The organism is Micromonospora sp. NPDC005163, assembly GCF_053599835.1.
Genome location: NZ_JBSFYP010000092.1, coordinates 1 through 22,045 on the forward strand (window position 1 = coordinate 1; position 22,045 = coordinate 22,045).

A 22,045-nucleotide genomic window follows, 5' to 3' on the forward strand; every position below is an offset into this window, starting at 1 on the left:
CCGGTCGGGCCGAGCGGTCCGGTCGGGCCGAGCGGTCCGGTCGGGCCGAGCGGTCCGGTCGGGCCGAGCGGTCCGGTCGGGCCGAGCGGTCCGGTCGGGCCGAGCGGTCCGGTGAGGGGTCGGGTCCCGGCCGAGGGCGATCTCTATCATCGCCAGGAATCGGAACGCCGGCAGCGCGGCGGCGATCCAGCCGATCACCGACGCCTCGGCCTCCACCACCTGCGCGGCCAGGGACAGCAACACCACCAACGTCAGCACCGTGGCGGGGAAGGCGACGCTGGTGCCTAAGCGCCGGTGGCGGCGCAACTCCAAACCGGCGGCGATCGACGTCAACTCCAGCACGACCGCGTCGGCCCAGGCCAGCCAGCCCAGCTGGCCATGCGTCGCCGCGACGTCATGCACATGCGTGAACACCCCCGGCTGGCCGTGCCGTGGTCCGGGCGGCCCGGCGAACGGGCCGGCCGGCCACGGTGGCCCTGTCAGCCGCTCGTGCAGAGGATGCCGTTCAGGGTGAACGCGGTGGGCAGCACGTTCGGCCCGCTGTACGCGCCGACGAAGCCGGCGCTCACGCTGCCGCCGGCGGCGATCTGTCGGTTGTCGTCGGTCGGCGTGACCCGCACGGCGGCGCCGACCTGCTCCCAGGTGGCGTTCCAGCCGCTGCTCACCTGCTGCCAGCCCGTCGGCCACCGCCAGATGAGCGTCCAACCGTTGATCGGGCTCGTCCCGTTGTTGATGATCTCGACGTTACCGATGTAGCCGTTGCCCCAGTCGCTGTTGGTGGTGAAGCGGACGGTGCACGCACTCTCGGCCGGGCTGCCGGTGGCGAAGGTCAGCGGCGGTGAGGACCAGGACACCCGGCCGGCGGTGTCGCGGGTCAGCACGTTGACGGTGTACCTGCTGCCCGACACCAGGTTGCCGACCGTGAGCGAGGTGGCCCTGGTCTCGCCGAGCTGCTCGCTGATCGCCCCGTTCTGCCGGTACACCTCGTACTTGGCGATCGGGCTGCCACCCGGGGTGGCCGCCGGCCAGGAGATCGTCGCGGACCGGTCGGTGACGCCGCTGGCCGTGGGCTGGCCCGGCGCCGCGGGCCGCCCGGCGGTGCCGCCGGTCGGGCGCAGCACGAGCATGGTCAGCGAGTACGGCGGCAGCGTCCGACTGGTCGCCGAGCCGGACTGGCTGGTGGCGATGCCGGCCGCGCCGTTGGTGAGGGTGGAGACCGTCGGCGCGGCGGCGGACGGGGTGAACCCGGCGTAGTCGATGGTGACCGGATGCGCGGTGTCCGGATCCTTGTTCACCAGCAGCACCGCGAGGTCACCGTTGGCCCGGCGGACCGCGTGGGCGCTGACCAGCGACTGGTCGGTGCCGGCGCGGACGAACTGGTCGCCGGCCTTGGCGAAGACGTTCATCATGGCCAGCCCGTGGTAGGGCGCGAACGGTGTGTTCAGCGGCGGCTCGCACACCGAGCCGTCCTCCGTGCAGGCGCCGCTGGACAGTATCCCGAAGTCCCCATAGTCGGTCTGGCCCGCCACCTCCGACACCGTGCCGATGCCGTTGTGCACGTTCCACCACTGCACGGTGAAGACGCCGTTTTCCAGCAGCCCACTGTAGGCGTCGGCCAGGAAGAGCGCCGCCGGCTGGGTGGTCCGGCCGGCGTCGACGTTCAACTCGGTGAAGCTGATGCCGATGCGCGCGGCGTTCGGGCCGGCGTACCGGGTGAGCTGCTGCCGGAGCAGGTAGGCCGCGTCGGGGATGTGGTTGGTCCGGGCCAGTGACTCCGCGGCCGTGCCACCCGGGTACCAGTGCACGTCGACGAAGTCGATCTTCGGGCCGGCGAGGGAGAGCACGGTCTGGTTCCAGGGGCCCGGGTCGGCGCCGGCGGTGATCCCGTCCGGCCAGTTGCCCGGCATCGTCAGCACCGCGCCGACCTTGATGCTCGGGTCGGCCGCCTTCATCGCATCGGCGTACTCGATGACCAGCCTCGCGTACTGGGTCGCGCTCTTGTCCGGGTGGTCGTCGGCCTCCCAGGCCGATCCGTAGTGGCCGTTGCCGTAGTTCTCGTTGCCGACCGTCCAGTACTTCGCGCCGTAGCCCTTGGTCACGTTGGCGTACCGCACCCAGTCGGCGGCCTCGGCCGCGGTACCCGTGCCGTAATTGGCGATGATCATCGGTTCGGCGCCGACCCGCTGGACCGCGGCCATGAAGGTGTCGAAGTCGGTCCCCGGTGCGACGTACCCGCCGGGTGCCGTGTGGTCCTTCCAGTGGTAGATGTCGGCGTACGAACCGCCGGGGTACCGCAACATCCGCACGCCGGCGTCGCGCAGCAGGTCCGACGTCTCGGCGCTGCCCAGGTGCTGGTCCCAGATGGCGTGATTGACGCCCAGTGCGGTATCGGGCACGGTCGCCAACCCCGCCCGCGCGTTCACGGTTACGGCAACCGGGTCAGCTGCCGCGCTGACGGTCGGGGGTTGACGCCGGCGAGCGCGCCCACGGCGAGCAGCAGGCTCGCCAGGAGAGCCGTGTGACGGGATCGGGCGGGCCGGGCCCTGCGGGTTTTCGGGTACGGCATTGGCTGGGCTCCTTTGCGGAGAACGACAGTGAGTCGCCCAGCCTCGGACCGGTCGGTCGCACGGGAGACGCGGCGTGGTGGCGGGCAGACTCGTGGACGGACGGCTCCCGGTATGCCATCGCTCGTGTCACCGTCCCCCGGGAATCCACCAAGGGATCCCGGCTGCCCATGGACGGGCGTCAGCCCCGCGCGCGCGACAAATCATCGACGGCCAAGAATGTCACGCCGATCCGACGACCTCAAGTGCAGGTCCGAGCCTTTCGGCCCACCCTCCTGCCGTGTGCGAGCGGATCCGCCGGCGGGGTGGCGTGCGGGCGGGTCGGCTGCCACCATCACGGGCATGTCTGTCGCCCGTCGTACGCTGCTCGGGGCCGGCCTGGCCGCCGTAACCTCCGCCCTCGCTGGCTGCGATGACAAGCGCGGACTGGGCGCGGGCGGGACCGACCCGGGCGATGCGGTGGCCGTGACCGACGCAGCCGGCAACAGGGCGGGGTTCGGCCCGGCCGGGAAGCCCTCGGTGGCGCCCGGCACGGCGAACCACGGCGCGGCCCCCGGCGGCGGCAGCATCCCAGCGAAACAGGCCCGCTACGTGACCGCGCTGCTCCGGCAACACCTGCCCGCCACGCCGCAGACCTTTCAGCACAGCGGCTTCCCCGGTGCCGTCGCCGTCGTCCAGGTCAACGGCAAGACGACCGTGCACACCGCTCTCGGGGAGGCGCTCCGCTACGCGGCCGGCCCGAAACTCCTCTCGGCTGACAAGCGCGTTCCGATGCGCCCCGACTCCATCTTCGACCTCGCCTCGGTCACCAAGGTCTACACCGCCATCCTGCTCCTGCAGCAGGTCGACAAGGGGCGCGTCGACCTCGCCGCCCCCGTCCGCGACTACCTGCCCGCCTTCACCGGCGCCGGCAAGGACCGGGTCACCGTCGAGATGCTGCTCACCCACACCAGCGGCCTCCCCGTCGGCGCCAAGGTCACCGGCCTGCCGGACAACGCGGCCCGCTGGAACGCCGTGCTCGCCACCCCACTGGTCTCCGGCGCTGTGCCCGGGGACACGTTCCGCTACTCCAGTGTCGGGCTCATGGTCGCCGGCAAGATCGTGGAAAAGGTCACCGGTCAGGGCCTCGAGCAGGCTCTCAAGACCAATCTCACCGGGCCTCTCGGCCTTCGGGACACGGGCTTCAACCCCAACACCTGGCTGTCCAGCGACGCCAAGGCCACCCGTCTGGTCGCCACCGACGCCCGCTCGTCCCGCGGCCTCCTTCGCGGCACCGTCCACGACGACGTCGCCAACCACCTGGGCGGCGTCGCCGGTCACGCCGGCATCTTCGCCAGCGCCACCGACCTGGCCGCCATCGGCGAACTCCTCCTCAACGGCGGCACATACCAGGGCAAGCGCATCCTCGCCGCCGCCACCGTTCGACAGATGCTCACCAACCACAACGCCGGGAAGCCCGCCATCGACCCGGAACACCCCAACCGCACCGCCGCCCACGGCCTCGGTGTCGTCCTCAACCAACCCTGGTTCATGGGCAGGCTCGCCTCCCCCGAGACCTTCGGCCACACCGGCTTCGCCGGGCCGTCCCTCCTGGTCGACCCGAACCGCAAACTCGTCCTCGTCCTGCTCACCAACCGGGCCCACCCCAACTGGAGCTGGGCGAACCCCGATCCGGTACGCGCCGCCGTCGGCGACGTCCTCGCCAAGATCCTCTGAGGGGCGCGCCCGCGGCACCACAGGGCCGGCAGAGCAGGAATAATCCCGCGGCATGCGGGGACGAATCGGTGCGGTCCGACGGTGGTACGGGGAGCGCGGACGGGTCGTCCGCCGTGTCCTCCTCGTGCTGGTCGCCGGTGTGGTGCTGCTGAGCGGCGGCACCCTGGCCAGCGTGGTGTGGATTCGCGGTGACGCGGATGACCACATCTACAGCGAGGCGGGTGTGCCGGACGCGCCGGTCGCCCTGGTCCTGGGCACCAAGGTGCAGGCGGACGGTGAGCCGTCACCGTTCCTCGCCGCCCGGCTGGAGATCGCGCGGCGGCTGTTCGACGCCGGCAAGGTTCGAGCGATCCTGGTGTCCGGCGACAACATGAACGCCGACTACAACGAGCCCGGGGCGATGCTGCGCTGGCTGGTCGACCGGGGCGTGCCGGCGCGGCAGGTGGTGCTGGACCACGCCGGCTTCGACACGTACGACTCGTGCGCGGGCGGAACGGATCTTCGGGGTGCGGCGCGCGACCGTGGTGACCCAGTCCTTCCACCTACCCCGCGCCGTGGCTCTGTGCAGGCGCCTCGGCATCGACGCCAACGGCGTGGGCGACGAGACCGTGAAGCGGTACGCCCGACCGTGGCGGGTCAGCTCCACCCGCGAGTACGGTGCCTGCCTGAAGGCGGCTCTGGACCTGCTCTCCGGTCGGGACCCGGCCCTTCTCGGCCGCCGCGAGACCGGCGTCGACGACGCTCTTCGCAAGGGTTGACGAGGGTCGCGGTCCTGGCCGCCCCACCCAGCGACGCGGATCCGGCGGTCCCGAGCGGCGTACCGTCAGCGGTGCCGGGGTGCTGCGGCGCTGTCGCGTTCGATGAGGTCGGTGGCGAGTTCGACGCGCGGGCTTTCGATCGTCTCGCCGGCGGCGAGCCGCAGCACGGTACGCGCGGCCAGCATGCCCATCTTGGCCAGGGGCTGGCGGACCGTGGTCAGCGGCGGGGAGCACCACTGGACCTCCGGCAGGTCGTCGAAGCCGACCACGCTGATGTCGTCGGCACCCGTAGGCCACGTTTGCGGACCGCCTCGTAGACGCCGAGCGCCATCTGGTCGCTGGCGGCGAAGATGGCGGTGGGCGGGTCGGGCAGGGACAGCAGTTGCGTACCGGCGGTGTAGCCCGCCTCGTGGTAGAAGTTGCCGGGGCGGATCAACGCGTCGTCGACAGCGATACCGGCGGCGCCGAGGGCGGCGCGGTAGCCGTCCAGACGGGGCCCGGCTGCACATCAGGTGCGGTGGACCGGCGACGAAGCCGATGCGGCGGTGGCCGAGGCCGAGCAGGTACTGGTTGGCGCTGAGGCTGCCCGCCCAGTTGGTGGCGCCGATGGTGGGCGCCGCCTGCGGGTCGATGCCGGCGGGGTCGATGATGACCACCGGGAGATGGAGCCGGCTCAACTCGGCCTGGAGCGGCGGGTTCACCATCGAGGTCACGAAGATGACCCCGTCGGTGGAGCGGGCGCGCATGTTTGCGAGCCACTGCTTCGCCGAGGAGATGCGCCAGTGGATGGCCGAGACGACGGTGCCGACGCCGCTGCCCAGGGCGACGTCCTCCACCCCACGGATGATCTCCACCGCCCATGGGCTGTCCAGGTCGTTGAAGACCAGGTCGATCAGGGCGGCATCGGTCTCCTTGACGGGCGAACGGCGGCGGTAGCCGTGCAGGGTGAGGAGTTCCTCGACCCGTTTTCGCGTGCGGGGGGCGACGTCGGAGCGGCCGTTGATGACCCGGGAGACCGTGGGCACGGAGACACCCGCCAACCGCGCGATCATCGCGATGGTGACGTTTCGGTGGTTGTCGGAGCCCACGGTCGGCCCTCCGTCTGGCTGGAGTCTTCAGGTCGGCTCGATGGTTCGAAGGCCGTCTCCGGAACTTCCGGTGCTTCACCGGTACTATCAATCGATGGCCGGCACGCTACGAGTCGTTTCCACACTGGTCAAGGTCTCTGTTTAATTGCGAAGAGAGCGGCTAGCGTAGTCAGGGCTTCCACAGCCACCGATCAGTAGGCCCGGAAGTTTCCGAAAGCCGCCCAGAGGAGCCCTCGTGTCGACCGACACCGCTGCCACGGCGACCGCTGCCCGGTCGATCCGCAACCCCGTCCTCGCCGGGTTCCACCCTGACCCGTCGATCCTGCGCGTCGACGACGACTACTACCTGGCCACCTCGACGTTCGAGTGGTACCCGGGGGTGCGCGTACACCATTCGCGCGACCTCGTGCACTGGCGGACCCTGAACGGGATCATCACCGACCGTCGCCTGCTCGACCTTCGCGGCTGCGGGGATTCCAACGGGGTGTGGGCACCTGACCTGACCTACCACGACGGCGAGTTCCACCTCGTCTACAGCGACGTGGCCAGCTTCGCCAGCGGCTACTGGGATCCGCAGAACTACCTGGTCACCGCGCCTGACATCGCCGGCCCCTGGTCGGATCCGGTACAGCTGCACGGGCGCGGTTTCGATGCCGCGCTGTTCCACGACGACGACGGCACCACCTGGCTGTTGAGCATGAGCGCGGACTGGCGACCCGGCCGGGACCGCTTCGGCGGCATCGAGATCCAGCAGTACGACCGGATGGCGCGGGCTCTCGTCGGCCGACCCCGTCTCCTGTTCACCGGAACCCCGGTCGGGATGACCGAGGGTCCGCACCTCTACCGCCACGACGGCTGGTACTGGCTGATCACCGCGGAGGGTGGCACCAGTTGGGAGCACCAGGTCACCGTGGCGCGGTCACGGGAGCTGTTCGGGCCCTACGAGGTGGACCCGGACGGGCCGCTGCTCACCTCCGTCGGCCGACCCGACCTGCGCCTGCAGAAGGCCGGCCACGGCAGTCTGGTTCGCACTCCGGACGGCGGCTGGTACCTGGCGCACCTCGCCGGCCGCCCTTACTCGCCGCTGGGCAGCTGCGTGCTCGGCCGGGAGACCGCGATCCAGCGGGTGGACTGGCCGTCGGGGGGCTGGCCTCGGATCCCCGGCGGGGTGCCGGCGGAGGAGGTCGCCGCACCCGACCTGCCGGCGCACCCGTGGCCGGCGGAGCCCGCCACTGACCATTTCGACGCCCCGGAGCTGGGCCGCTGCTGGTCGACGTTGCGCCGGCCGGCCAGCGCGGACTGGCTCGACCTGCGCTCCCGTCCGTCGCACCTGCGGATCCACGGCGGGCAGTCGCCGGTGGGCCGGCAGAGCCCCAGTCTGGTCGCGCGGCGCGTCGGGGCGACGCGCTGCTCGCTGGAGACCGTGGTCGAGTTCGACCCGGTCGACCACCGCCAGCTCGCCGGAATCACCGCCTACTACAACACCCTCAACTGGCACCACCTCTACCTGAGCCGCGCCGACGATGGGCGGATCGTCCTGGAGCTGCTCAGCTCCGACAACGGGCGGCGCATCCCGTACCCCGAGCTGACCGTCGACGCCAGCGACGTCGCTCGCGTCGGACTGAGGGCGACGTTCGACGGGCCTGTCGTGCGCTTCGACTACGACCTCGGCGCCGGTTGGCGCCAGCTTCCGGTGGACCTGGACGCGACCATCCTGTCCGACGAGCACGCCGCGCTGATCATCGACGGGGAGCCGGCTGCGTGGGGTTTCACCGGAGCGTTCCTCGGCCTGTGGGTGCAGGATCTCGGCCGCGACGGCGCCTACGCCGACTTCGACCTGGCCACCTACCGGGAGCGTTGAGCCGCTGCGGCCCCGATCCGGCGCGCTGGAGCAGGCCACGGGCGACCAGGTCGACGGTGAGGACGACGGCGACGGCCTCGACGGCGAGGAGCCCGACGAGCACGACCAGCTGCGTCACACCGGCGGCGAGGGGGCTCGCCCCACCGAGCAGCACCCCGACGAACGCACCCGGCAGCGTCACCAGGCCCACCGTCCGGGTCTGATCGAGTGCCGGGACCAGCGCCTGTCCGGCCGCCGGACGGCACACCAGCAGCACGGCGTCCCGTGGCAGCAGGCCCAGGGCCAGGCCGGCCTCCACCTCACCGCGACGGCTGGTCAGCTCGTCCAAGGCGCGGCGACCGGCCAGCGAGGTGGCGGTCATCGCCCCGCCGATCAGGATTCCCGCCGCCGGAATGATCGCGATGCCACGCGGCGGCACCAGACCCGCCAGCAGCAATCCCAGCACCACCAGCATGCTGCCCGCGGCGATCGGCGCGCCGGCCCACCATCCCTGGCCGCCGCCGGTGATGCGTCGGCCGGACGTGCCCGCCGCCACCACGCACATCAGGACGACGAACGCGGCCGTGGCCCAGAGCGACGACACGATGGCCGTGATCAGCAGCGACACGGCGCCCAGCTGGATCGCGGCACGGACGGCGGCGACCATGACCTCTCGACCGTGACCCAGCTTCCCCACGGTCACGACGACCGCCGCCACGAGGGTCAGGACCACCAGCGCCACGGCAAGCTTCGGGCCGACCACCAGCATCGTCGAGGACATGAGATCAGTTTCCCGCCGCGTTGACCCGGACGCGTGCCCACGTCCCCGCCCGGTGGGTCAGTGCGCGACGGCGACCGGTTCTGGTTCGCGCGCGCGTCGGTCGGCTGCGAGGCTGACCCCGGCCAGGACCAGACCGAGGACCGCCAGGGCCAGGCCCACCCGGGCGGGTGCGAGATAACCGAGACCGGCGGCGATGGCGACGCTGCCCAGCGCAGCGCCCAGGCTGTTCGCGATGTTCATGGCCGACTGGTTGACCGCGGCACCCATCAGCTGGGCTCCCGGGGCGACGGTGATCAGGCGCGCCTGCAGGACCGGGCCCAGATAGAGGCTGGTCGCGCCGACCAGGAACGCACCCACGAACAGGCCGGTGCGGGTCGACGCGACGAGGCTGAACACGGCGATGCTCGCGATCATCGCGACGAAGCCGATGATCATGCTCCGGCGCAGGTCACGGTCCGCGAGCCAACCTCCCAGGGCGTTGCCGACAGTCATGCCGAGCCCCACCGCCACCAGCGCCCACGGCACCGTCGTCGCCGAAAGCCCGGCGACGTCGGTGGTGACCGGCGCGATGTAGGAGTCGACCGCGAAGAATCCAGCGAAGCCGACCGCCCCCGTCGCCGCGACCAGCCAGACCTGCGAGGTGCGCAGCGCCCGCAGTTCGGCGCCTGGCGAGCCGCCCGCCGCCGCGGCGACCTCCGGGACGACCGCCAGCACCGCCAGCAGGGTGAGCAGGAAGACCCCGGCGATGACCAGGTAGGCGACGCGCCACCCGGCGCCCTGCCCGAGCCGGGTGATCAGCGGTACGCCCACCACGTTGGCGATGGTCAGGCCGCTGAGCACGGTGGCGAAGCCCCGCGCCTCCTTGCCCGGACCCATCAGGGCCGCCGCGAGCAGGCCGGCCGCACCGAAGTACGCACCGTGCGGCAGCGCCGCGACGAACCGCGCCACCAGCACCAGGCCGAACGTCGGGGCTACCGCGGACGCGACCGTGCCGACCGCGAAGAGGACGAGCAGCCCGAGCACGAGCTTCTTGCGGGGTACGCGCGCGCTCAGGGCGGCGATCAGGGGCGCGCCGACGACCACGCCGAGCGCGTAGGCGGTGATCATCCAGCCGGCCCGGGCCACCGCGCCCGACGACGATTGGACGTACTGCTCGGGCAGCAGGCCGCGCGCGATCTCGGGCAGCAGGCCCATCGCCACGAACTCGGTCAGGCCGACGGCGACGCCACCCAGGGCCAGGGCGACGACCGCGGCCAGGCGTCGACCTCTGCTCAATCCATGCACGGAGAGAATTTAGCAACAGCGTTGCGTAATAGGGTGGTGAGATGACTCGCACCACAGCCGACGTGACGTTCCTGCGCGGCTACAACCAGGCGCTCGTCATGGCGGTGGGACGTACCGCGCGGACGTTCGAGCGGTCCACCGTCGTCAACGCCACCGGCCTGACCCCGCAGGCTGTCTCCAAGGTCATCGCCCGCCTGATCGCCGACGGCCTGATCCGGTCCGCCGGTGTCCGGCGCGCGTCCATCGGCAAGCCCGCGGTGGTCTACGAACTGGTCCCCGACAGCCGGTACGCCATCGGCGCCCACGTCGCCAGGCGCACTCTGCGGCTGGTCCTGGTCGACCTGGCCGGCACCGTGCACCACTCGGCGGTCAGCCCGCTACCCAGCGACTTCACCCCTGAGCAGCTTCTGCACACCTTGAAATCTGGCATCGACGCCATCACCAGCGGCAACGACCTCCGCGGCCGACTGACCGGCGTGGGGCTGGGCATGATCGGCCCGCTGGACCACGAGCATGGCCTGGTGCGTGACGCACACGGTCTGCGGCACTGGCACGACGTACCGCTGCGCGAGATCGCCGAGGCGTACCTGGGCCTGCCGGTGCATCTCGACAAGGACGTCGCCGCGGGGATCACGGCCGAGGCATGGCGTCATGGCGGGACGTTCGGCGACGCGGCCCTCATCATGGTCGAGTCGGGCATCGGCGGCGGCTTCTGGCTGGGCGGCGGCGCCCACCGCGGCGCACACACCAACGCGGGAGAGTTCGGCCACACGGTCGTCGATCTGGACGGGCCCCTCTGCGTCTGCGGACGCCACGGCTGCCTGGAGATCGTCCACAACCAGGCCGCCGACGCGGGAGACATCCCTCGCGCGGCACGCGTCCTGGCGGTCGGCGTCGTCAACCTGCTCCAGACACTCGACCTCGCCCACGTGGTGCTGGCGGGCGCGGATCTCCTGCGGCACGCGGACACCTACCTCGCCGCGGTCGAGCAGGCCGTCCAGGCGGACGCGCGGCGCAGGGACTGGCTCAGCACGGACGTGGCCCTGTCGAGCCTCGGCGCGGACGCGATCGCCGCTGGCGCCGCCATGCAGGTCCTAGACAACCAGTACGGCATTCCGGACCTTGCCCCGCTCGCGGAATCCAATCCGCCCCTCCCCCAGCGAACTGGCCGGTGGCGAGCGTCGCTCATGCTGGAACGGTGATTCGCTTCGTACTGAACGTGCTGTGGCTCATCTTCGGCGGTGGCATCGTGCTGGCGATCGGCTACGGCATCGCCGCGCTGATCTGCTTCGTCCTGGTCATCACCATCCCCTTCGGCGTCGCGTCGCTGCGTCTCGCCGTCTACTCGTTGTGGCCGTTCGGCCGCACGCTGGTGCCCAAGCCTGGCGCGGGTGTCGCCTCCGGGCTGGCCAACATCCTGTGGGTGGTGCTGGCGGGCTGGTGGCTCGCCCTGTCCCACATCCTCGCCGGCATCGCGCTCTGCGTCACGATCATCGGAATCCCGTTCGGCATCGCCAACTTCAAGCTCGTCCCGGCCGCGTTCTGGCCCCTCGGCCGCGAGGTCGTCGACACGCCGTAACCCACCCCCGCGACAGATGGCGCGGTGCGGCGGCGGCCACCGTCGACAGTGGACGCACGGGTACGATGCCGGGCGTACCGCAGCGGCGGTCCACCGCCTGACGAAGCTTCGATAGGAGCCTGGCATGGCCGGCCCGGATGCCGAACTCGCAGCGAAGCTTGAGCCCGAGGTGCCGCACGCGGCGCGAATCTGGAACTACTGGATGGGCGGCAAGGACAACTTCCAGTCCGACCGGGCGGCCGGCGACGCCGTGGCCGAGGTCTACCCGGAGATCGTCGTCATGGCGCAGCAGTCCCGCCGGTTCCTGGTGCAGGCCGTGCGCTATCTGGCCGCCGAGGCGGGCGTCCGGCAGTTCCCGGACATCGGCACCGGCCTGCCCACCATGCAGAACACCCACGCGGTCGCCCAGGGGATCGCGCCCGAGTCACGGATCGTCTACGTCGACAACGACCCGATGGTCCTCGTGCACGCCCGGGCGCTGCTGGCCAGCACGACCTCGGAGGGCGTCACCACCTACGTGCACGCCGACTACCACGACCCGGAGAAGATTCTCGCCGAGGCCGCCCAGACGCTGGACTTCGACCAGCCCATCGCGGTGATGTACATGGGCGTGCTGGGCTACGAGCCCGACCTGGCGGTCGTGCGCTCCATCGTCGGGCGGACGATGGACGCGACCACGTCCGGCAGCCACCTGGTGCTGTGGGACGGCACCAACACCAGTCCGGCGGTCGTGTCCGGTGCCGAGCGGTTGGCGGAGAGCGGCGGCGTCCCGTACATCCTGCGCAGCCCGGAGAATCTCGCCAGCTGCTTCGCGGAGCTGACCATGGTGAAGCCCGGCCTGGTGCCGATCCCGCTGTGGCGTCCGGACGACGCCGACGCCGACGCCGAGGGAATCGACGCGTACGGCGCCGTGGCCCGCAAGCCCTGAATCGTCCCGACGCAGCCGGTCGGATCGGCCGGCTGCGTCGCGCCGGCGGGTGCCCGGCAGCCGCTGATCTTGTCGTAGGGCGCGGTTAGCGTGTGGGCACTGTCGCCGCGCCGGCCACGTCTGGCCGGTCGCTGACCCCCTCGGAGGCCCCCATGCCGCAGGAGACAACCTACCTTGAACTGTCCGAAGTGGACGGTGCGCACAAGTTCTACGAGGTCGTCGTCGACGACACCACACTGACCGTGCGATACGGCCGGATCGGTGACCAGGGGCAGGTCAAGGCAAACGCCTATCCGGACAACGCCCGGGCTCGAGCGGCCGCCGCGAAGAAGATCGGGGAGAAGGTCCGCAAGGGGTACGCCCCGGCGGTCCCCGGCGCCCGACAGAAGCGCAGCGTGTCCCGGCGGCAGATCCTCAGCACCCGCTCCACGGCCCGCACCGCCCCGGTGCTCTGGCGCTACGACTCCGGTGCCCCCGCCTTCGGCATCTTCGTCGACGAGCAGCACTGCATGGTGGGCAACGAGCACGGCGTGATCACCACCCTCGGCCACGACGCCCGGGTGCGCGGTCAGGTCCGGCTCCCCGACGGGGTGAAGTGCATCGTCGCCGACGACGCCTGGGTCTACGCGGGCCTCGACGACGGCAACGTCTACGACCTCTCCGGCAAGGTGCCCCGGGTGGCGTACGCGATCGCCCCCGAGATCGACATCTACTGGCTGGACATTCACGACGGCGTCCTGGGCGTCTCCGACGCCGACGGCGGGATCGCCGCCGTCGACCACGAGGACGAGTTCCTCTGGCGCCGGCCCGGGCGGGGCCGCTCGGCCTGGATGGTGCGCTGCGACACCGACGCGCTCTACCACGGCCATTCCCAGGGGGTGACCGGCTACGACTGGCGTACCGGCCGCGAGCTCTGGCACACCACGACCGGTTCGGTGCTCTTCGGGTGGCAGGAGCGCGGCAGCGTGTTCGCCGGTACGGGCACCCGCGAGGTGGTGCGGCTGGCCAAGGACGGCCGGGTCGAACGCCGCTACCGGTGCGACGCTCCGGTCTTCTCCTGTGCCACCGCCGAGGGCGGCCGGTTCGTGTTCGCCGGCGACAGCCAGTCCTCGATTTACTGCTTCGACGCGGCGGGCACCCGGCTGTGGAAGCTCGGCACCGGCTGTGGCTCGGCGTACTCCATGCAATACCACGGTGATCGGCTCTATGTCGTCACCACCGGCGGCCATCTGGCCTGCATCGATGCCAGCGAGTCGGCGATCCGGGCGGCCCAGGCCGGGGACGTGCCGGACGTGCTGGACGTCAAGGCGCCCCGCCAGGCGCCGCGGACCGTGGAGCCGACGGTGGTCGAGGTGACCAGCGACGCCGGGGCGGGCGTGGTGGTGCAGTGCCTGACCGACCGGGGGCGAATGCGCGTCCAGGTGGTGTCCGACGGCTACCGGCGCGACTGGTCGGTGCAGTTTCCCAAGGGCATCCGCGAGCCCGGCGCCCGCTACCTGGTGACCGAGGTCCGCGAGTCGGGCCGAGGTGGGTTCTACCGGGCGTACGGCGACATCCGTCGGCTGCGCTGAGCTGCCGGGCGTTGAGGATCTACCCTGCCCCGGCGGCAGCAACTAGCCTGCCCGGATGCGACACACCCTCACACCGGGCGACGAGACCCTGCACGGTCATTTCTCCCCCGACCTCCCGCCGGTGCTGACCATCGACGCCGGTGACACCGTCACCTACCGCACCCTGGATTGCTGGTGGTCGGCCGGCCCGTACCCCGGGGGGCGCAACCGGGACCGGCCGCGGGTCCCGCAGCACCAGCCCGACCACGGACACGCGCTGATCGGTCCGGTTGCGGTCCGCGGCGCCCGCGCCGGCCAGACCCTCGAGGTGCGGATCGACGCGATCGTCCCGGCGGCCTGGGGAACCACCGTGGCGGGTGGCTGGCCGAGCGGCTTCAACGAGCGGTACGGCGTCAAGCATGACGGGGTGGTGCACGACTGGGCATTGGACCCGGTGGCGATGACCGGCCGCAACCAGCACGGCCACACGGTCACGCTGCGCCCCTTCATGGGGGTGCTCGGCATGCCGCCGGCCGAGCCGGGGCGGCACTCGACGGTCCCGCCCCGGCCCTGGGGCGGCAACCTGGACTGCAAGGACCTGACCGCTGGCGCCACCCTGCTGCTGCCGATCCCGGTCGACGGGGCACTGTTCTCCGTCGGGGACGGGCACGCCGCGCAGGGCGACGGCGAGGTCGGCGGTACCGCGATCGAGTGTCCGATGGACGAGGTGACGCTGACCGTGGACGTCCGCGACGACTTCCCGATCACCGGCCCGGTGGCCCGAACCGCGGACGCCTGGCTGACGCTCGGCGTCGGAGCGACCCTCGACGACGCGACCTTCATGGCTCTGGACTCGATGCTGACCCTGATGCAACGGCTGCACGGCGTCAGCCGTCCGGACGCCGTCGCGCTGGCCAGCGTCGCGGTCGACGTACGGGTGACGCAGATCGTCAACCAGACCGTCGGCGCGCACGCCGTACTCCGCGACGACGCGCTGCGCTGAAGAGTGGCCCGTCCGGAGAGTTCGCGTGTCACGGGGAGCGCGCTGCTCAGCCTGCCTCGGTGAGGTCGGTCGTTGCCGAGAGTTCGGTGACCACGTCCCGGAGCCGGCGCAGGGCGGGTGAGGCGTTGCCCGACAGCCACACCATCTCGGTGCGCGCGACGGCGCCGGTCAGCGGGACGAACACCACGCCGGTGCGGCGAAGGCTGCGTGCCGAGCGGGCGAGCCGGGTGACTCCGATTCCCGCGGCGACCAGACCGAGCAGGCTCTGCACGTTGGCTTCCTCCTGGACGATGTCCGGGACGAAGCCCGCTTCGTGGAACTGGTCGTCGTAGGCGCGGTGCCAGGGTTCCCACGAGCTGCGCGGGGTCATCACCCACGGTTCGTTCGCCAGGTCGGCGAGCTTCAGCTCGGCGCGCTCGGCGAGCGGGTGACCCTCGGGCAGTACGGCGCACACCGGCTCGGTCGCCAGAGTCATCGAATGCAGGCCGGCGGTGAGCGGAGTCCGGGTGAAGGCGGCGTCGTAACGCCCTCCGAAGACCCCCTCGACCAGGGGCGCGATGGTGGTGGACTCGGTCGTCAGGCGAAGGTCGGGGAGTTGGTCACGCACGGCTCGGACCACCGGGGGCAGAAGGTGGTTGGCGACGGAGGTCAGAAAGGCCACGTTGAGGCTGCCAACCTCTCCCCGCCGGGCCCGTCCCACGACGGCGACGGCCTCCTCGGCACGGTCCGTCACGGCACGGGCCTCGGCGACGAACAGGGCGCCAATGTCGGTCAGGGTGGTGCCGCGGCTGTCGCGCTCGAACAGCCTCACCCCGAGGATGCGTTCCAGGGCGGTGATCTGCTGGGACAGGGACTGCTGAGCGATCATCAGGCGGGCGGCCGCCCGAGTGAAGCTCAATTCCTCCGCGAGCACCAGGAAATAGCGCAGTTGCCGCAGTTCAGGGGTGGTCACAGGGACAGACTGTAGCCATGCCAGGAAGCGTGTGTTGGGCGCTTCGAAGACCGCCGCGCAGGATGGTTCCTGGAGCGATCGCCGGGCGTACCCGTCGGGCCGAAGCACAGTTGCCGGCCCGATCGTCGCCCCCGGACACGAAACCACGAGCTATCTAGGGAATACGATCATGAATGCACAGCGCGTCACCACGCCTTTCGACGCCCGGTCCACCGCGGGCGACGTCGTCGCCGGCGTCGACCTCACCGGGCAGCGCGCCGTCGTCACCGGCGCCTCGTCGGGCATCGGTGTCGAAACGGCCCGAGCGCTCGCAGCCGCGGGTGCCGCGGTGACCTTGGCGGTACGAAGCGTGGACGCCGGCGAGCGGACAGCGGAGGACATCCGCGCCACCACCGGGAGCCAGCTGATCCAGGTCGTTCCCCTGGACCTCTCCGACCAGGGGTCGGTCGCCGCCTTCGTCAGCGCCTGGGAAGGCCCGCTGCACATTCTGGTCAACAACGCCGGGGTGTCGGCGACCCCCGAGACGCGGACGGCGGAGGGCTGGGAGCTGCAGTTCGCGACCAACCACCTCGGCCACTTCGCGCTCGCCAACGGGCTGCACCCGGCCCTCGCGGCGGCCGGCCGGGCCCGCGTGGTGTCGCTCAGCTCGATCGCACACGTGCAGGCGCCGATGGCCTTCGACGACGTCAACTTCCGCGAGCGCCCCTACGACCGTCTCCTCGCCTACGGCGAGTCGAAGACGGCCACCGCGCTGTTCGCGGTCGAGGCGAACAGGCGCTGGGCCGGCGACGGCATCACCGTCAACGCGGCCAACCCGGGCGCGGTCACCAGCAACCTGGGGCGCCACCTCACCGAGGAGGACCTGGCGCAGCTTCCGGCGTACGACTTCAAGACCCCGCAGCAGGGCGCGGCCACCTCCGTGCTGCTCGCGGCCTGGCCGCAGCTGGAGGGCATCGGCGGCCGGTACTTCGAGGACTGCAACGAGGCTCCGCGCTACAACCCCGAGACGCCGCTTGAGGGCGTCGCCGACCACGCGCTCGACCCCGCAGCAGCCGAGCGACTGTGGCAGGTGTCGCTCGACATGCTCGCCGACGCACAGCGCGGCTGACCGGCGCTTCCGGCCCGACCGTGCCGATAGTTCCGGCAGGTTTCCGGGTCACGCCCTGAGCCGAATCATGCAACAGCGTGATCGAGTCAGCGTTCACGGCAGCGGGCCGCCACCCTCGAGGCGGTCCGCACGCTGGCTCCAGCCTGGGATCGAGCGTCACGACGGGGATGATCCAGCATACGGCAACAGCAGCGCCCGACCACAGGTCCGCTCCTGCACCGCCGGCTGACACCCCGGACAACGACCGCCCTTCCGGACGGCCCATGACGCAGTCGTGCCGGGCAGCGAACCTGCCCGGCGCGACCCACACCACGGTCGTCAGCCGCACCAGCCAAAGGGCGACGAGTACGAGCTGAGCGTCCCGGTCTTGTTCGGCCCGCTGTACGCGACGCCGGAGTAGCGGACGCACTCGCCCGGGGCGTAGAGATAGACGGGCCCGGCGTAGTAGCGGTAGTTGCCCGGGTCCTGGGCGACGCGCCCACCCCTCGTCTCCACCTTGGCGTTCATCCAGGTCGCGACGCCGACATAGCTGGACTTCTCCGCGACGACGCAGTTCATCTTCGTCTGCGCGCTGTACATCAGGTAGATGTGCCCGAAGTACTGGCCACCGCTGGTGAGCAGCACCTTGTCGTCGATTTCCTGGTAGCTGGATCCGCACTGCTCCCCGTACCCGGCTGCGGCGCTGGCCGGTGCCGGGCCAACGGCCGGAGCTCCCGCCGCGACGATCCCAGCCACGAGACAGGCCACCAACGAGCGTCGCATCGTGGACATCAGCCGCACCATCCCGACCTGTTGTCGCCGGCGTTGGAGTCCGTCGGCGGGTAGTAGATGTTGCCGATGACCCAGATGCACTTTCCGCTGGCGTAGGCGCTCACCGGACCGGCGTAGTACCTGTACGTGCCGTGGTCCCGGTCGTTCGCCGCCAGCAGTCGGCAGTTGCTGGTGCCGGATGAACAGACCCACAGCTCGACCGACATGACCTTGCTGACGCCCCAGGTGTTCGCACTCGACACGGTCCGCGCGCAGTTGTATCCGCCGCTGTAGTAGATCTCGACATACCCGTACTTCGTCGAACCGTTGATGGCCACGTCTCCGTACAGGTCGAAGCCACCGACCTTGGAGCCCGAACAGGTCCCGGTCGCGGCCTGCGCTGGCGGGCCGGCGAGGATCGCACTCCCGGTTGTGCTCAGGACAAGCGCGGCGAGTATCGCCATGATCCGCGATCGCAAGGTCGTCAATGGTGCCTCCGTACTCTCGGTGCCCCGCCGGGAGGCGGTTCAGGACCGGCACAGTCAACGTTTGTCCGCAACCGCCGGCCAAGTGATTCGAACTGGTTCGAATCCCCGCTGGTCAGCGGCCGCTCGGGAGCCCGCGCACAGGTTGTCCGGATGCCAGGCGGACGGAAGCTGGTTGCGTCTGCTTGACCAGCCGCGGTTCGCGCCCGCCGACCCGCTGAGGCAGCCGCCCGGAAGGAACAGGAACGCCGCTGATCAGGCCGGACTTGCGAGCAAGGGCGCCATGGCGCTGTGGCATGATGTCCGCCATGTCTGCCACGCCTAGTCCTGACCAGTCGGGCATAGACCCGCCGACGGTGCTGTTGAGGCTAGCCGGCGGACAGGCAGAAGCTGGCCGTGACAAGACGCGCTGGTTCATGTGGGCTGCCGTTGCTGGTGCGCTGGTCGCGGTCGTCCTTGCCACCGTCATGGTCGTGTTCTCCAGTGGCGATACCGAGCCATCCCGTTCCCCAGCGGCGGCTCCCATGGCTACGGACGCTGCGGTACCAGAGGCAGCCGAATCCGAGGTGGCCGGTGCGCCGTCGGCGTCCCCTTCCTCCTCGGCCTCGGCGAAGCCGTCCCCTCGTCCTAGCCTGCGCCCGGTCGACCTCATCGCGGGACTGCACACCACGGTCCTCGGGCTCGTTCAGGACGGGGAGTTGAAGCCGGATGCTGGTGAGGAACTGACGAAGCGGCTGCGGGAAGCCGCGGAGAAGCTCGCGGATGGTAAGGCCGACAAGGCCCGGGACAAGCTTGCCGAGTTTGGCCAGAAGGTGGCCAAGCTACGGGAGGAGGACAAGCTCTCCAGCAGCGGCTACCAGTCTCTTGCCGCCGGACTGAGGCAACTCGTGGCGCTGCTGCCCACCCGCTGATTGGTTCGGCGGCTCCACCGCCTTCGCGCCGATCGCCAACAATGCGACAAATAGGTCACGGTTAGTCTCAACTCGGCTCACCACACCGATTCAACAAGGCCAACGCCATCCCGTCTGCCGCCGACCCGCCCTCCTGGGGAGCCGGCCACCGCCCGGCCCGCCACGTCAAGCGGACCTTGACGCACGTTCGGACGCTGGCGGGCCGCGCTGTGGTCTGCTCGGCTCGCCCGGGTCGTCGGCTGGCGGGATGGCGCTGCGCAACCACCCGCGGACCGCGACCCGCCGACGGACCCCTGGCCATCTCGGAGTCGTTGCGCCCCCGCCGGAGGCGCGGTAACCACGACCGGTAGGCCGCCGCAACCCGCCGCGCGGACCCGGCGTGCCCTTCCCTGCGCCGCGCCGCTCGGGCGCGGCCCGGCCGCCTGCCGGCCCACGAACCTCAACCACCCTCGGCGCTACCGTCTGCGGCGGCCCCCGGGCTTCCCGCTTTCCGCGCCAGCCGACGGGCGTTCTGCGTGGCCGGCGTGGAGCGACAGCGGAGCGTCGGACGCGCGCCCAGGCGGCGGCGCGTGCGGCCCGTCTCGGGCCGCCTTGAAGACGTACAGAAAGTTTGAACCAATTCGCCGGCAGCGCGTGTGTCCTCCGTCGACTGATGCGCGACACTCATCCGCCAACTGATCTGCGACACCTTCGCGCGCTGATCGCCAGATCCGCGCACCCGACTGATGCGGGATCACCTTGACGAGCCTCACCAGGGCGCATCATCACGGAGATCGCCGTCGAACTTAAGGGTACGGATCTACTGCGGACTAACGCGGCAGGACGGTCGCGCCGGCCCTCGCCACGATCTCCTGCAACGCGACGACATGCTGGTCGAACGCGGCCCGTCCGACGCTGGTGAGCCTGCCTGACGTGCGTGGGCGCTTCCCGACGAAGCCCTTGCGGATCTCGACGTAGCCGGCCTCTTCGAGCGTCGTCAACTGCTTCGAGAGGGCGGAGTCGGACAGGCCGATGCTGTCGCGGATGAACTTGAAGTCGGCCCATTCCGTGGCCGCGAGCAGTGACACGATCGAGAGCCGGGTGGGGGCGTGGATGAGTTCGTCGAATCGTGGCTTAATCATTTCGGGCCGCCGGCGCGATCGTCGAGCATGAGGCGACCCAGGTACCGCATCAGCAATGGCCCGCCGACGACCATGAATAGGCCGGCCAGGAGAATGCCCGCGGTCGCGGGATAGCGGACCCCGGCGGCCTTCAGCGCGAACGACGTCGGCAACGAGACGGCCAGGATGCCCGCGACGAAACCGAGAATAGCCAGGACGCCGGTCGGCCGGAGCAGGTCGTTGCGCGGCTGGGCGCGCCCGACGATGCCGAGCACGAGCCGGCCCGTCACGATGAGGGTGCCGAACACGAACGCGGCCGTTGCGATGCCGATCACCAGTGGCCGCCGGGTCTCGACGGCGACCGAGAAGCCAACCATGAGAACCGCGGTGGCCCACCAGAACCAGGTGGGGATGACCGTCAAGGTGACCACTTGCTCCCGGCGTCGGGCGATCTCCGTCAGCGCCCCGGCGGCCTCGTCGGGGCGTACCTCGTTGGCCATGACCCACCTCCATGCCTGTGCGGACAGTACTTTCTCACGTGGAACGTAGCATTCACTTTCCCGCCCGGCAAGTAGTTGCTCGATCCGCGCGCCGACCGCAGGCGTCTGCGGAGCAGAGCGCTGACCTGCGCCATGACTGAGCTTGCTCCGCTGCCTGATAGTCCCAAGGTCGGACAATCGTCGTCGCGCATAACGCCCGACCATCGGCAGATCCGCACGTCCCGAGGCACACTGATGGGCCCCTAGCTTCATCGCGCGGTTGCGCATCACGTGGCGGAGATGTGTCGCGCATCAGTTGTCGGATCACACGCGGCAGCGCGTGTCCGACTCCGCTTGATGCGTTACACGGTGGCTTCACTTGATGGGTGACACTCCGCCGAGTGCTGGTGGAGTTGAGCGTGACGGAGCAGCGTTACCGGGCAGTACTGGAAGTCGAAGCTGGCTTGTCGGTGACGGAGGTCGCCGAACGGTTCGGCGTCTCGCGTCAGGCGGTGCATCGCTGGTTGGGCTGGTATCGCGATCACGGCTTGGACGGTCTGGCCGACGGATCGCACCGACCGCATGCGCACCCCGCCCAGACTCCTGATGAGGTGGAGGCGCTGATTTGCGAACTGCGACTCCACCATCCCCGCTGGGGCCAGCGGCGGTTGCACTACGAGCTGGGCCGCCGCGGTTGCCCGGGCCCGGTGCCATCGTTGAGCACCATCTACCGGTACTGGTGCGACACGGCCTGATCGACCCGACACCTCGTCGGCGCCGGCGAGAGGACTACCGGCGGTGGGAACGCGGCAGGCCGATGGAGTTGTGGCAGCTCGACATTGTCGGCGGTATCCAGCTCGCTGACGGCGGCGAGGCAAAGGTCGTCACCGGCGTGGACGACCACTCCCGATTCTGCGTTATCGCCCAGGTGGTCCGTCGCGCCACCGGCCGGGCCGTCTGTCACGCCTTCGCCGGGGCCCTGCAACGGTTCGGGATTCCGGACGAGGTGCTGACCGACAACGGCAAGCAGTTCACTGCCCGCTTCGGCCGCGGTGGCGGCGAGGTGATGTTCGACCGGATCTCATGGGTTCTGTCGGGTCGGTTCTTGGAGCAGACTCGGCGTCGGTAGCGGCTGGCGGGTCAGCACTCTCCGGATCTGACCCGTGCGA

General features: G+C 70.6%; 18 protein-coding genes and 4 pseudogenes. 12 read left to right on the top strand and 10 right to left on the bottom strand.

Annotation, left to right across the window (positions count from 1 at the left end; translation table 11 throughout):
* A partial coding sequence (locus tag ACWD6N_RS34305; RefSeq protein ID WP_450006233.1) for a DUF2637 domain-containing protein occupies positions 1 to 414 on the bottom strand: 414 nt, incomplete at its 3' end.
* A gap of 65 nt (positions 415 to 479) precedes the next feature.
* Positions 480 to 2,566: pseudogene (locus tag ACWD6N_RS34310) on the bottom strand (cellulose binding domain-containing protein).
* 340 nt (positions 2,567 to 2,906) lie between these two features.
* On the opposite strand from ACWD6N_RS34310, the gene ACWD6N_RS34315 reads away from it, so the two are divergent.
* From ACWD6N_RS34315 to ACWD6N_RS34325, 3 genes and pseudogenes are all read left to right on the top strand, one after another.
* On the top strand, positions 2,907 to 4,280 hold the full coding sequence (locus tag ACWD6N_RS34315) for a serine hydrolase domain-containing protein (protein WP_354968079.1): 1,374 nt from the start codon (positions 2,907 to 2,909) through the stop codon (positions 4,278 to 4,280).
* Between the two features lie 52 nt (positions 4,281 to 4,332).
* Positions 4,333 to 4,704 (top strand): annotated as a pseudogene (locus ACWD6N_RS34320) (SanA/YdcF family protein); the annotation flags it as partial.
* Positions 4,705 to 4,786: 82 nt separating this feature from the next.
* The gene (locus ACWD6N_RS34325) at positions 4,787 to 5,038 is read left to right on the top strand and encodes a hypothetical protein (protein WP_450006257.1); all 252 of its coding nucleotides are present in this window, start codon (positions 4,787 to 4,789) and stop codon (positions 5,036 to 5,038) included.
* A 65-nt stretch (positions 5,039 to 5,103) separates the two neighbouring features.
* Here ACWD6N_RS34325 and ACWD6N_RS34330 read toward each other — a convergent pair.
* Positions 5,104 to 6,090: pseudogene (locus ACWD6N_RS34330) on the bottom strand (LacI family DNA-binding transcriptional regulator).
* Between the two features lie 271 nt (positions 6,091 to 6,361).
* Here ACWD6N_RS34330 and ACWD6N_RS34335 point away from each other — a divergent pair.
* On the top strand, positions 6,362 to 7,987 hold the full coding sequence (locus tag ACWD6N_RS34335; protein WP_450006236.1) for a glycoside hydrolase family 43 protein: 1,626 nt from the start codon (positions 6,362 to 6,364) through the stop codon (positions 7,985 to 7,987).
* Here ACWD6N_RS34335 and ACWD6N_RS34340 read toward each other — a convergent pair.
* Both ACWD6N_RS34340 and ACWD6N_RS34345 read right to left on the bottom strand, forming a co-directional pair.
* On the bottom strand, positions 7,896 to 8,747 hold the full coding sequence (locus ACWD6N_RS34340; RefSeq protein ID WP_450006238.1) for an ABC transporter permease: 852 nt from the start codon (positions 8,745 to 8,747) through the stop codon (positions 7,896 to 7,898). The genes ACWD6N_RS34335 and ACWD6N_RS34340 overlap by 92 nt on opposite strands.
* A 57-nt stretch (positions 8,748 to 8,804) precedes the next feature.
* Positions 8,805 to 10,031, bottom strand: coding sequence for an MFS transporter (locus tag ACWD6N_RS34345; RefSeq protein ID WP_450006239.1), 1,227 nt, complete (start codon positions 10,029 to 10,031; stop codon positions 8,805 to 8,807).
* 41 nt (positions 10,032 to 10,072) lie between these two features.
* Here ACWD6N_RS34345 and ACWD6N_RS34350 point away from each other — a divergent pair, with 41 nt between their 5' ends.
* The 5 genes from ACWD6N_RS34350 (at position 10,073) to ACWD6N_RS34370 (ending at position 15,091) form a co-directional block, all read left to right on the top strand.
* On the top strand, positions 10,073 to 11,233 hold the full coding sequence (locus tag ACWD6N_RS34350; RefSeq protein WP_450006241.1) for an ROK family protein: 1,161 nt from the start codon (positions 10,073 to 10,075) through the stop codon (positions 11,231 to 11,233).
* Positions 11,230 to 11,610 (top strand): YccF domain-containing protein, encoded by a 381-nt coding sequence (locus ACWD6N_RS34355; RefSeq protein ID WP_387327313.1) that lies wholly within the window; start codon positions 11,230 to 11,232, stop codon positions 11,608 to 11,610. The genes ACWD6N_RS34350 and ACWD6N_RS34355 overlap by 4 nt, the downstream gene beginning before the upstream one ends.
* A gap of 124 nt (positions 11,611 to 11,734) precedes the next feature.
* Positions 11,735 to 12,538, top strand: coding sequence for an SAM-dependent methyltransferase (locus ACWD6N_RS34360; protein WP_450006243.1), 804 nt, complete (start codon positions 11,735 to 11,737; stop codon positions 12,536 to 12,538).
* Positions 12,539 to 12,690: 152 nt separating this feature from the next.
* Complete coding sequence (locus ACWD6N_RS34365) at positions 12,691 to 14,109, top strand: WGR domain-containing protein (RefSeq protein WP_450006245.1); 1,419 nt, start codon at positions 12,691 to 12,693, stop codon at positions 14,107 to 14,109.
* A 55-nt stretch (positions 14,110 to 14,164) separates the two neighbouring features.
* Positions 14,165 to 15,091 carry an acetamidase/formamidase family protein gene (locus ACWD6N_RS34370; protein ID WP_450006247.1) on the top strand — a complete coding sequence of 309 codons (927 nt, stop codon included), beginning with the start codon at positions 14,165 to 14,167 and terminating at the stop codon, positions 15,089 to 15,091.
* A 46-nt stretch (positions 15,092 to 15,137) separates the two neighbouring features.
* Here the strand turns inward: ACWD6N_RS34370 and ACWD6N_RS34375 are convergent, their stop codons facing one another.
* Entirely contained in the window at positions 15,138 to 16,043 is a 906-nt protein-coding gene (locus tag ACWD6N_RS34375; protein WP_450006249.1) for a LysR family transcriptional regulator, read from the bottom strand.
* Between the two features lie 169 nt (positions 16,044 to 16,212).
* On the opposite strand from ACWD6N_RS34375, the gene ACWD6N_RS34380 reads away from it, so the two are divergent.
* On the top strand, positions 16,213 to 17,151 hold the full coding sequence (locus ACWD6N_RS34380) for an SDR family NAD(P)-dependent oxidoreductase (RefSeq protein WP_450006251.1): 939 nt from the start codon (positions 16,213 to 16,215) through the stop codon (positions 17,149 to 17,151).
* A gap of 318 nt (positions 17,152 to 17,469) precedes the next feature.
* Here ACWD6N_RS34380 and ACWD6N_RS34385 read toward each other — a convergent pair whose 3' ends face one another.
* Positions 17,470 to 17,922 carry a hypothetical protein gene (locus ACWD6N_RS34385; protein WP_354968067.1) on the bottom strand — a complete coding sequence of 151 codons (453 nt, stop codon included), beginning with the start codon at positions 17,920 to 17,922 and terminating at the stop codon, positions 17,470 to 17,472.
* Positions 17,922 to 18,389, bottom strand: coding sequence for a hypothetical protein (locus ACWD6N_RS34390; protein WP_354968066.1), 468 nt, complete (start codon positions 18,387 to 18,389; stop codon positions 17,922 to 17,924). Before ACWD6N_RS34390 ends, ACWD6N_RS34385 begins: the two co-directional genes overlap by 1 nt.
* Positions 18,390 to 18,694: 305 nt before the next feature.
* On the opposite strand from ACWD6N_RS34390, the gene ACWD6N_RS34395 reads away from it, so the two are divergent.
* On the top strand, positions 18,695 to 19,297 hold the full coding sequence (locus ACWD6N_RS34395) for an FIMAH domain-containing protein (RefSeq protein ID WP_450006253.1): 603 nt from the start codon (positions 18,695 to 18,697) through the stop codon (positions 19,295 to 19,297).
* Between the two features lie 809 nt (positions 19,298 to 20,106).
* Here the strand turns inward: ACWD6N_RS34395 and ACWD6N_RS34400 are convergent.
* Together ACWD6N_RS34400 and ACWD6N_RS34405 are read right to left on the bottom strand one after the other, a co-directional pair.
* Complete coding sequence (locus ACWD6N_RS34400) at positions 20,107 to 20,418, bottom strand: winged helix-turn-helix domain-containing protein (RefSeq protein ID WP_354968064.1); 312 nt, start codon at positions 20,416 to 20,418, stop codon at positions 20,107 to 20,109.
* A complete protein-coding gene (locus tag ACWD6N_RS34405; protein WP_450006255.1) occupies positions 20,415 to 20,897 on the bottom strand; it encodes a hypothetical protein in 483 nt (160 codons plus the stop codon). Before ACWD6N_RS34405 ends, ACWD6N_RS34400 begins: the two co-directional genes overlap by 4 nt.
* A 392-nt stretch (positions 20,898 to 21,289) precedes the next feature.
* Between ACWD6N_RS34405 and ACWD6N_RS34410 the strand changes: the two are divergent.
* Positions 21,290 to 21,957, top strand: a pseudogene (locus ACWD6N_RS34410) (helix-turn-helix domain-containing protein); the annotation flags it as partial.
* Positions 21,958 to 22,045: the final 88 nt, after the last annotated feature.

Coding starts and splice junctions, on each gene's coding strand:
- ACWD6N_RS34400 (WP_354968064.1), bottom strand. CDS start 20,418: ATGATTAAGCCACGATTCGACGAACTCATCCACGCCCCCACCCGGCTC.
- ACWD6N_RS34350 (WP_450006241.1), top strand. CDS start 10,073: ATGACTCGCACCACAGCCGACGTGACGTTCCTGCGCGGCTACAACCAG.
- ACWD6N_RS34405 (WP_450006255.1), bottom strand. CDS start 20,897: ATGGCCAACGAGGTACGCCCCGACGAGGCCGCCGGGGCGCTGACGGAG.
- ACWD6N_RS34365 (WP_450006245.1), top strand. CDS start 12,691: ATGCCGCAGGAGACAACCTACCTTGAACTGTCCGAAGTGGACGGTGCG.
- ACWD6N_RS34315 (WP_354968079.1), top strand. CDS start 2,907: ATGTCTGTCGCCCGTCGTACGCTGCTCGGGGCCGGCCTGGCCGCCGTA.
- ACWD6N_RS34395 (WP_450006253.1), top strand. CDS start 18,695: ATGTCTGCCACGCCTAGTCCTGACCAGTCGGGCATAGACCCGCCGACG.
- ACWD6N_RS34340 (WP_450006238.1), bottom strand. CDS start 8,747: ATGTCCTCGACGATGCTGGTGGTCGGCCCGAAGCTTGCCGTGGCGCTG.
- ACWD6N_RS34360 (WP_450006243.1), top strand. CDS start 11,735: ATGGCCGGCCCGGATGCCGAACTCGCAGCGAAGCTTGAGCCCGAGGTG.
- ACWD6N_RS34370 (WP_450006247.1), top strand. CDS start 14,165: ATGCGACACACCCTCACACCGGGCGACGAGACCCTGCACGGTCATTTC.
- ACWD6N_RS34385 (WP_354968067.1), bottom strand. CDS start 17,922: ATGTCCACGATGCGACGCTCGTTGGTGGCCTGTCTCGTGGCTGGGATC.
- ACWD6N_RS34380 (WP_450006251.1), top strand. CDS start 16,213: ATGAATGCACAGCGCGTCACCACGCCTTTCGACGCCCGGTCCACCGCG.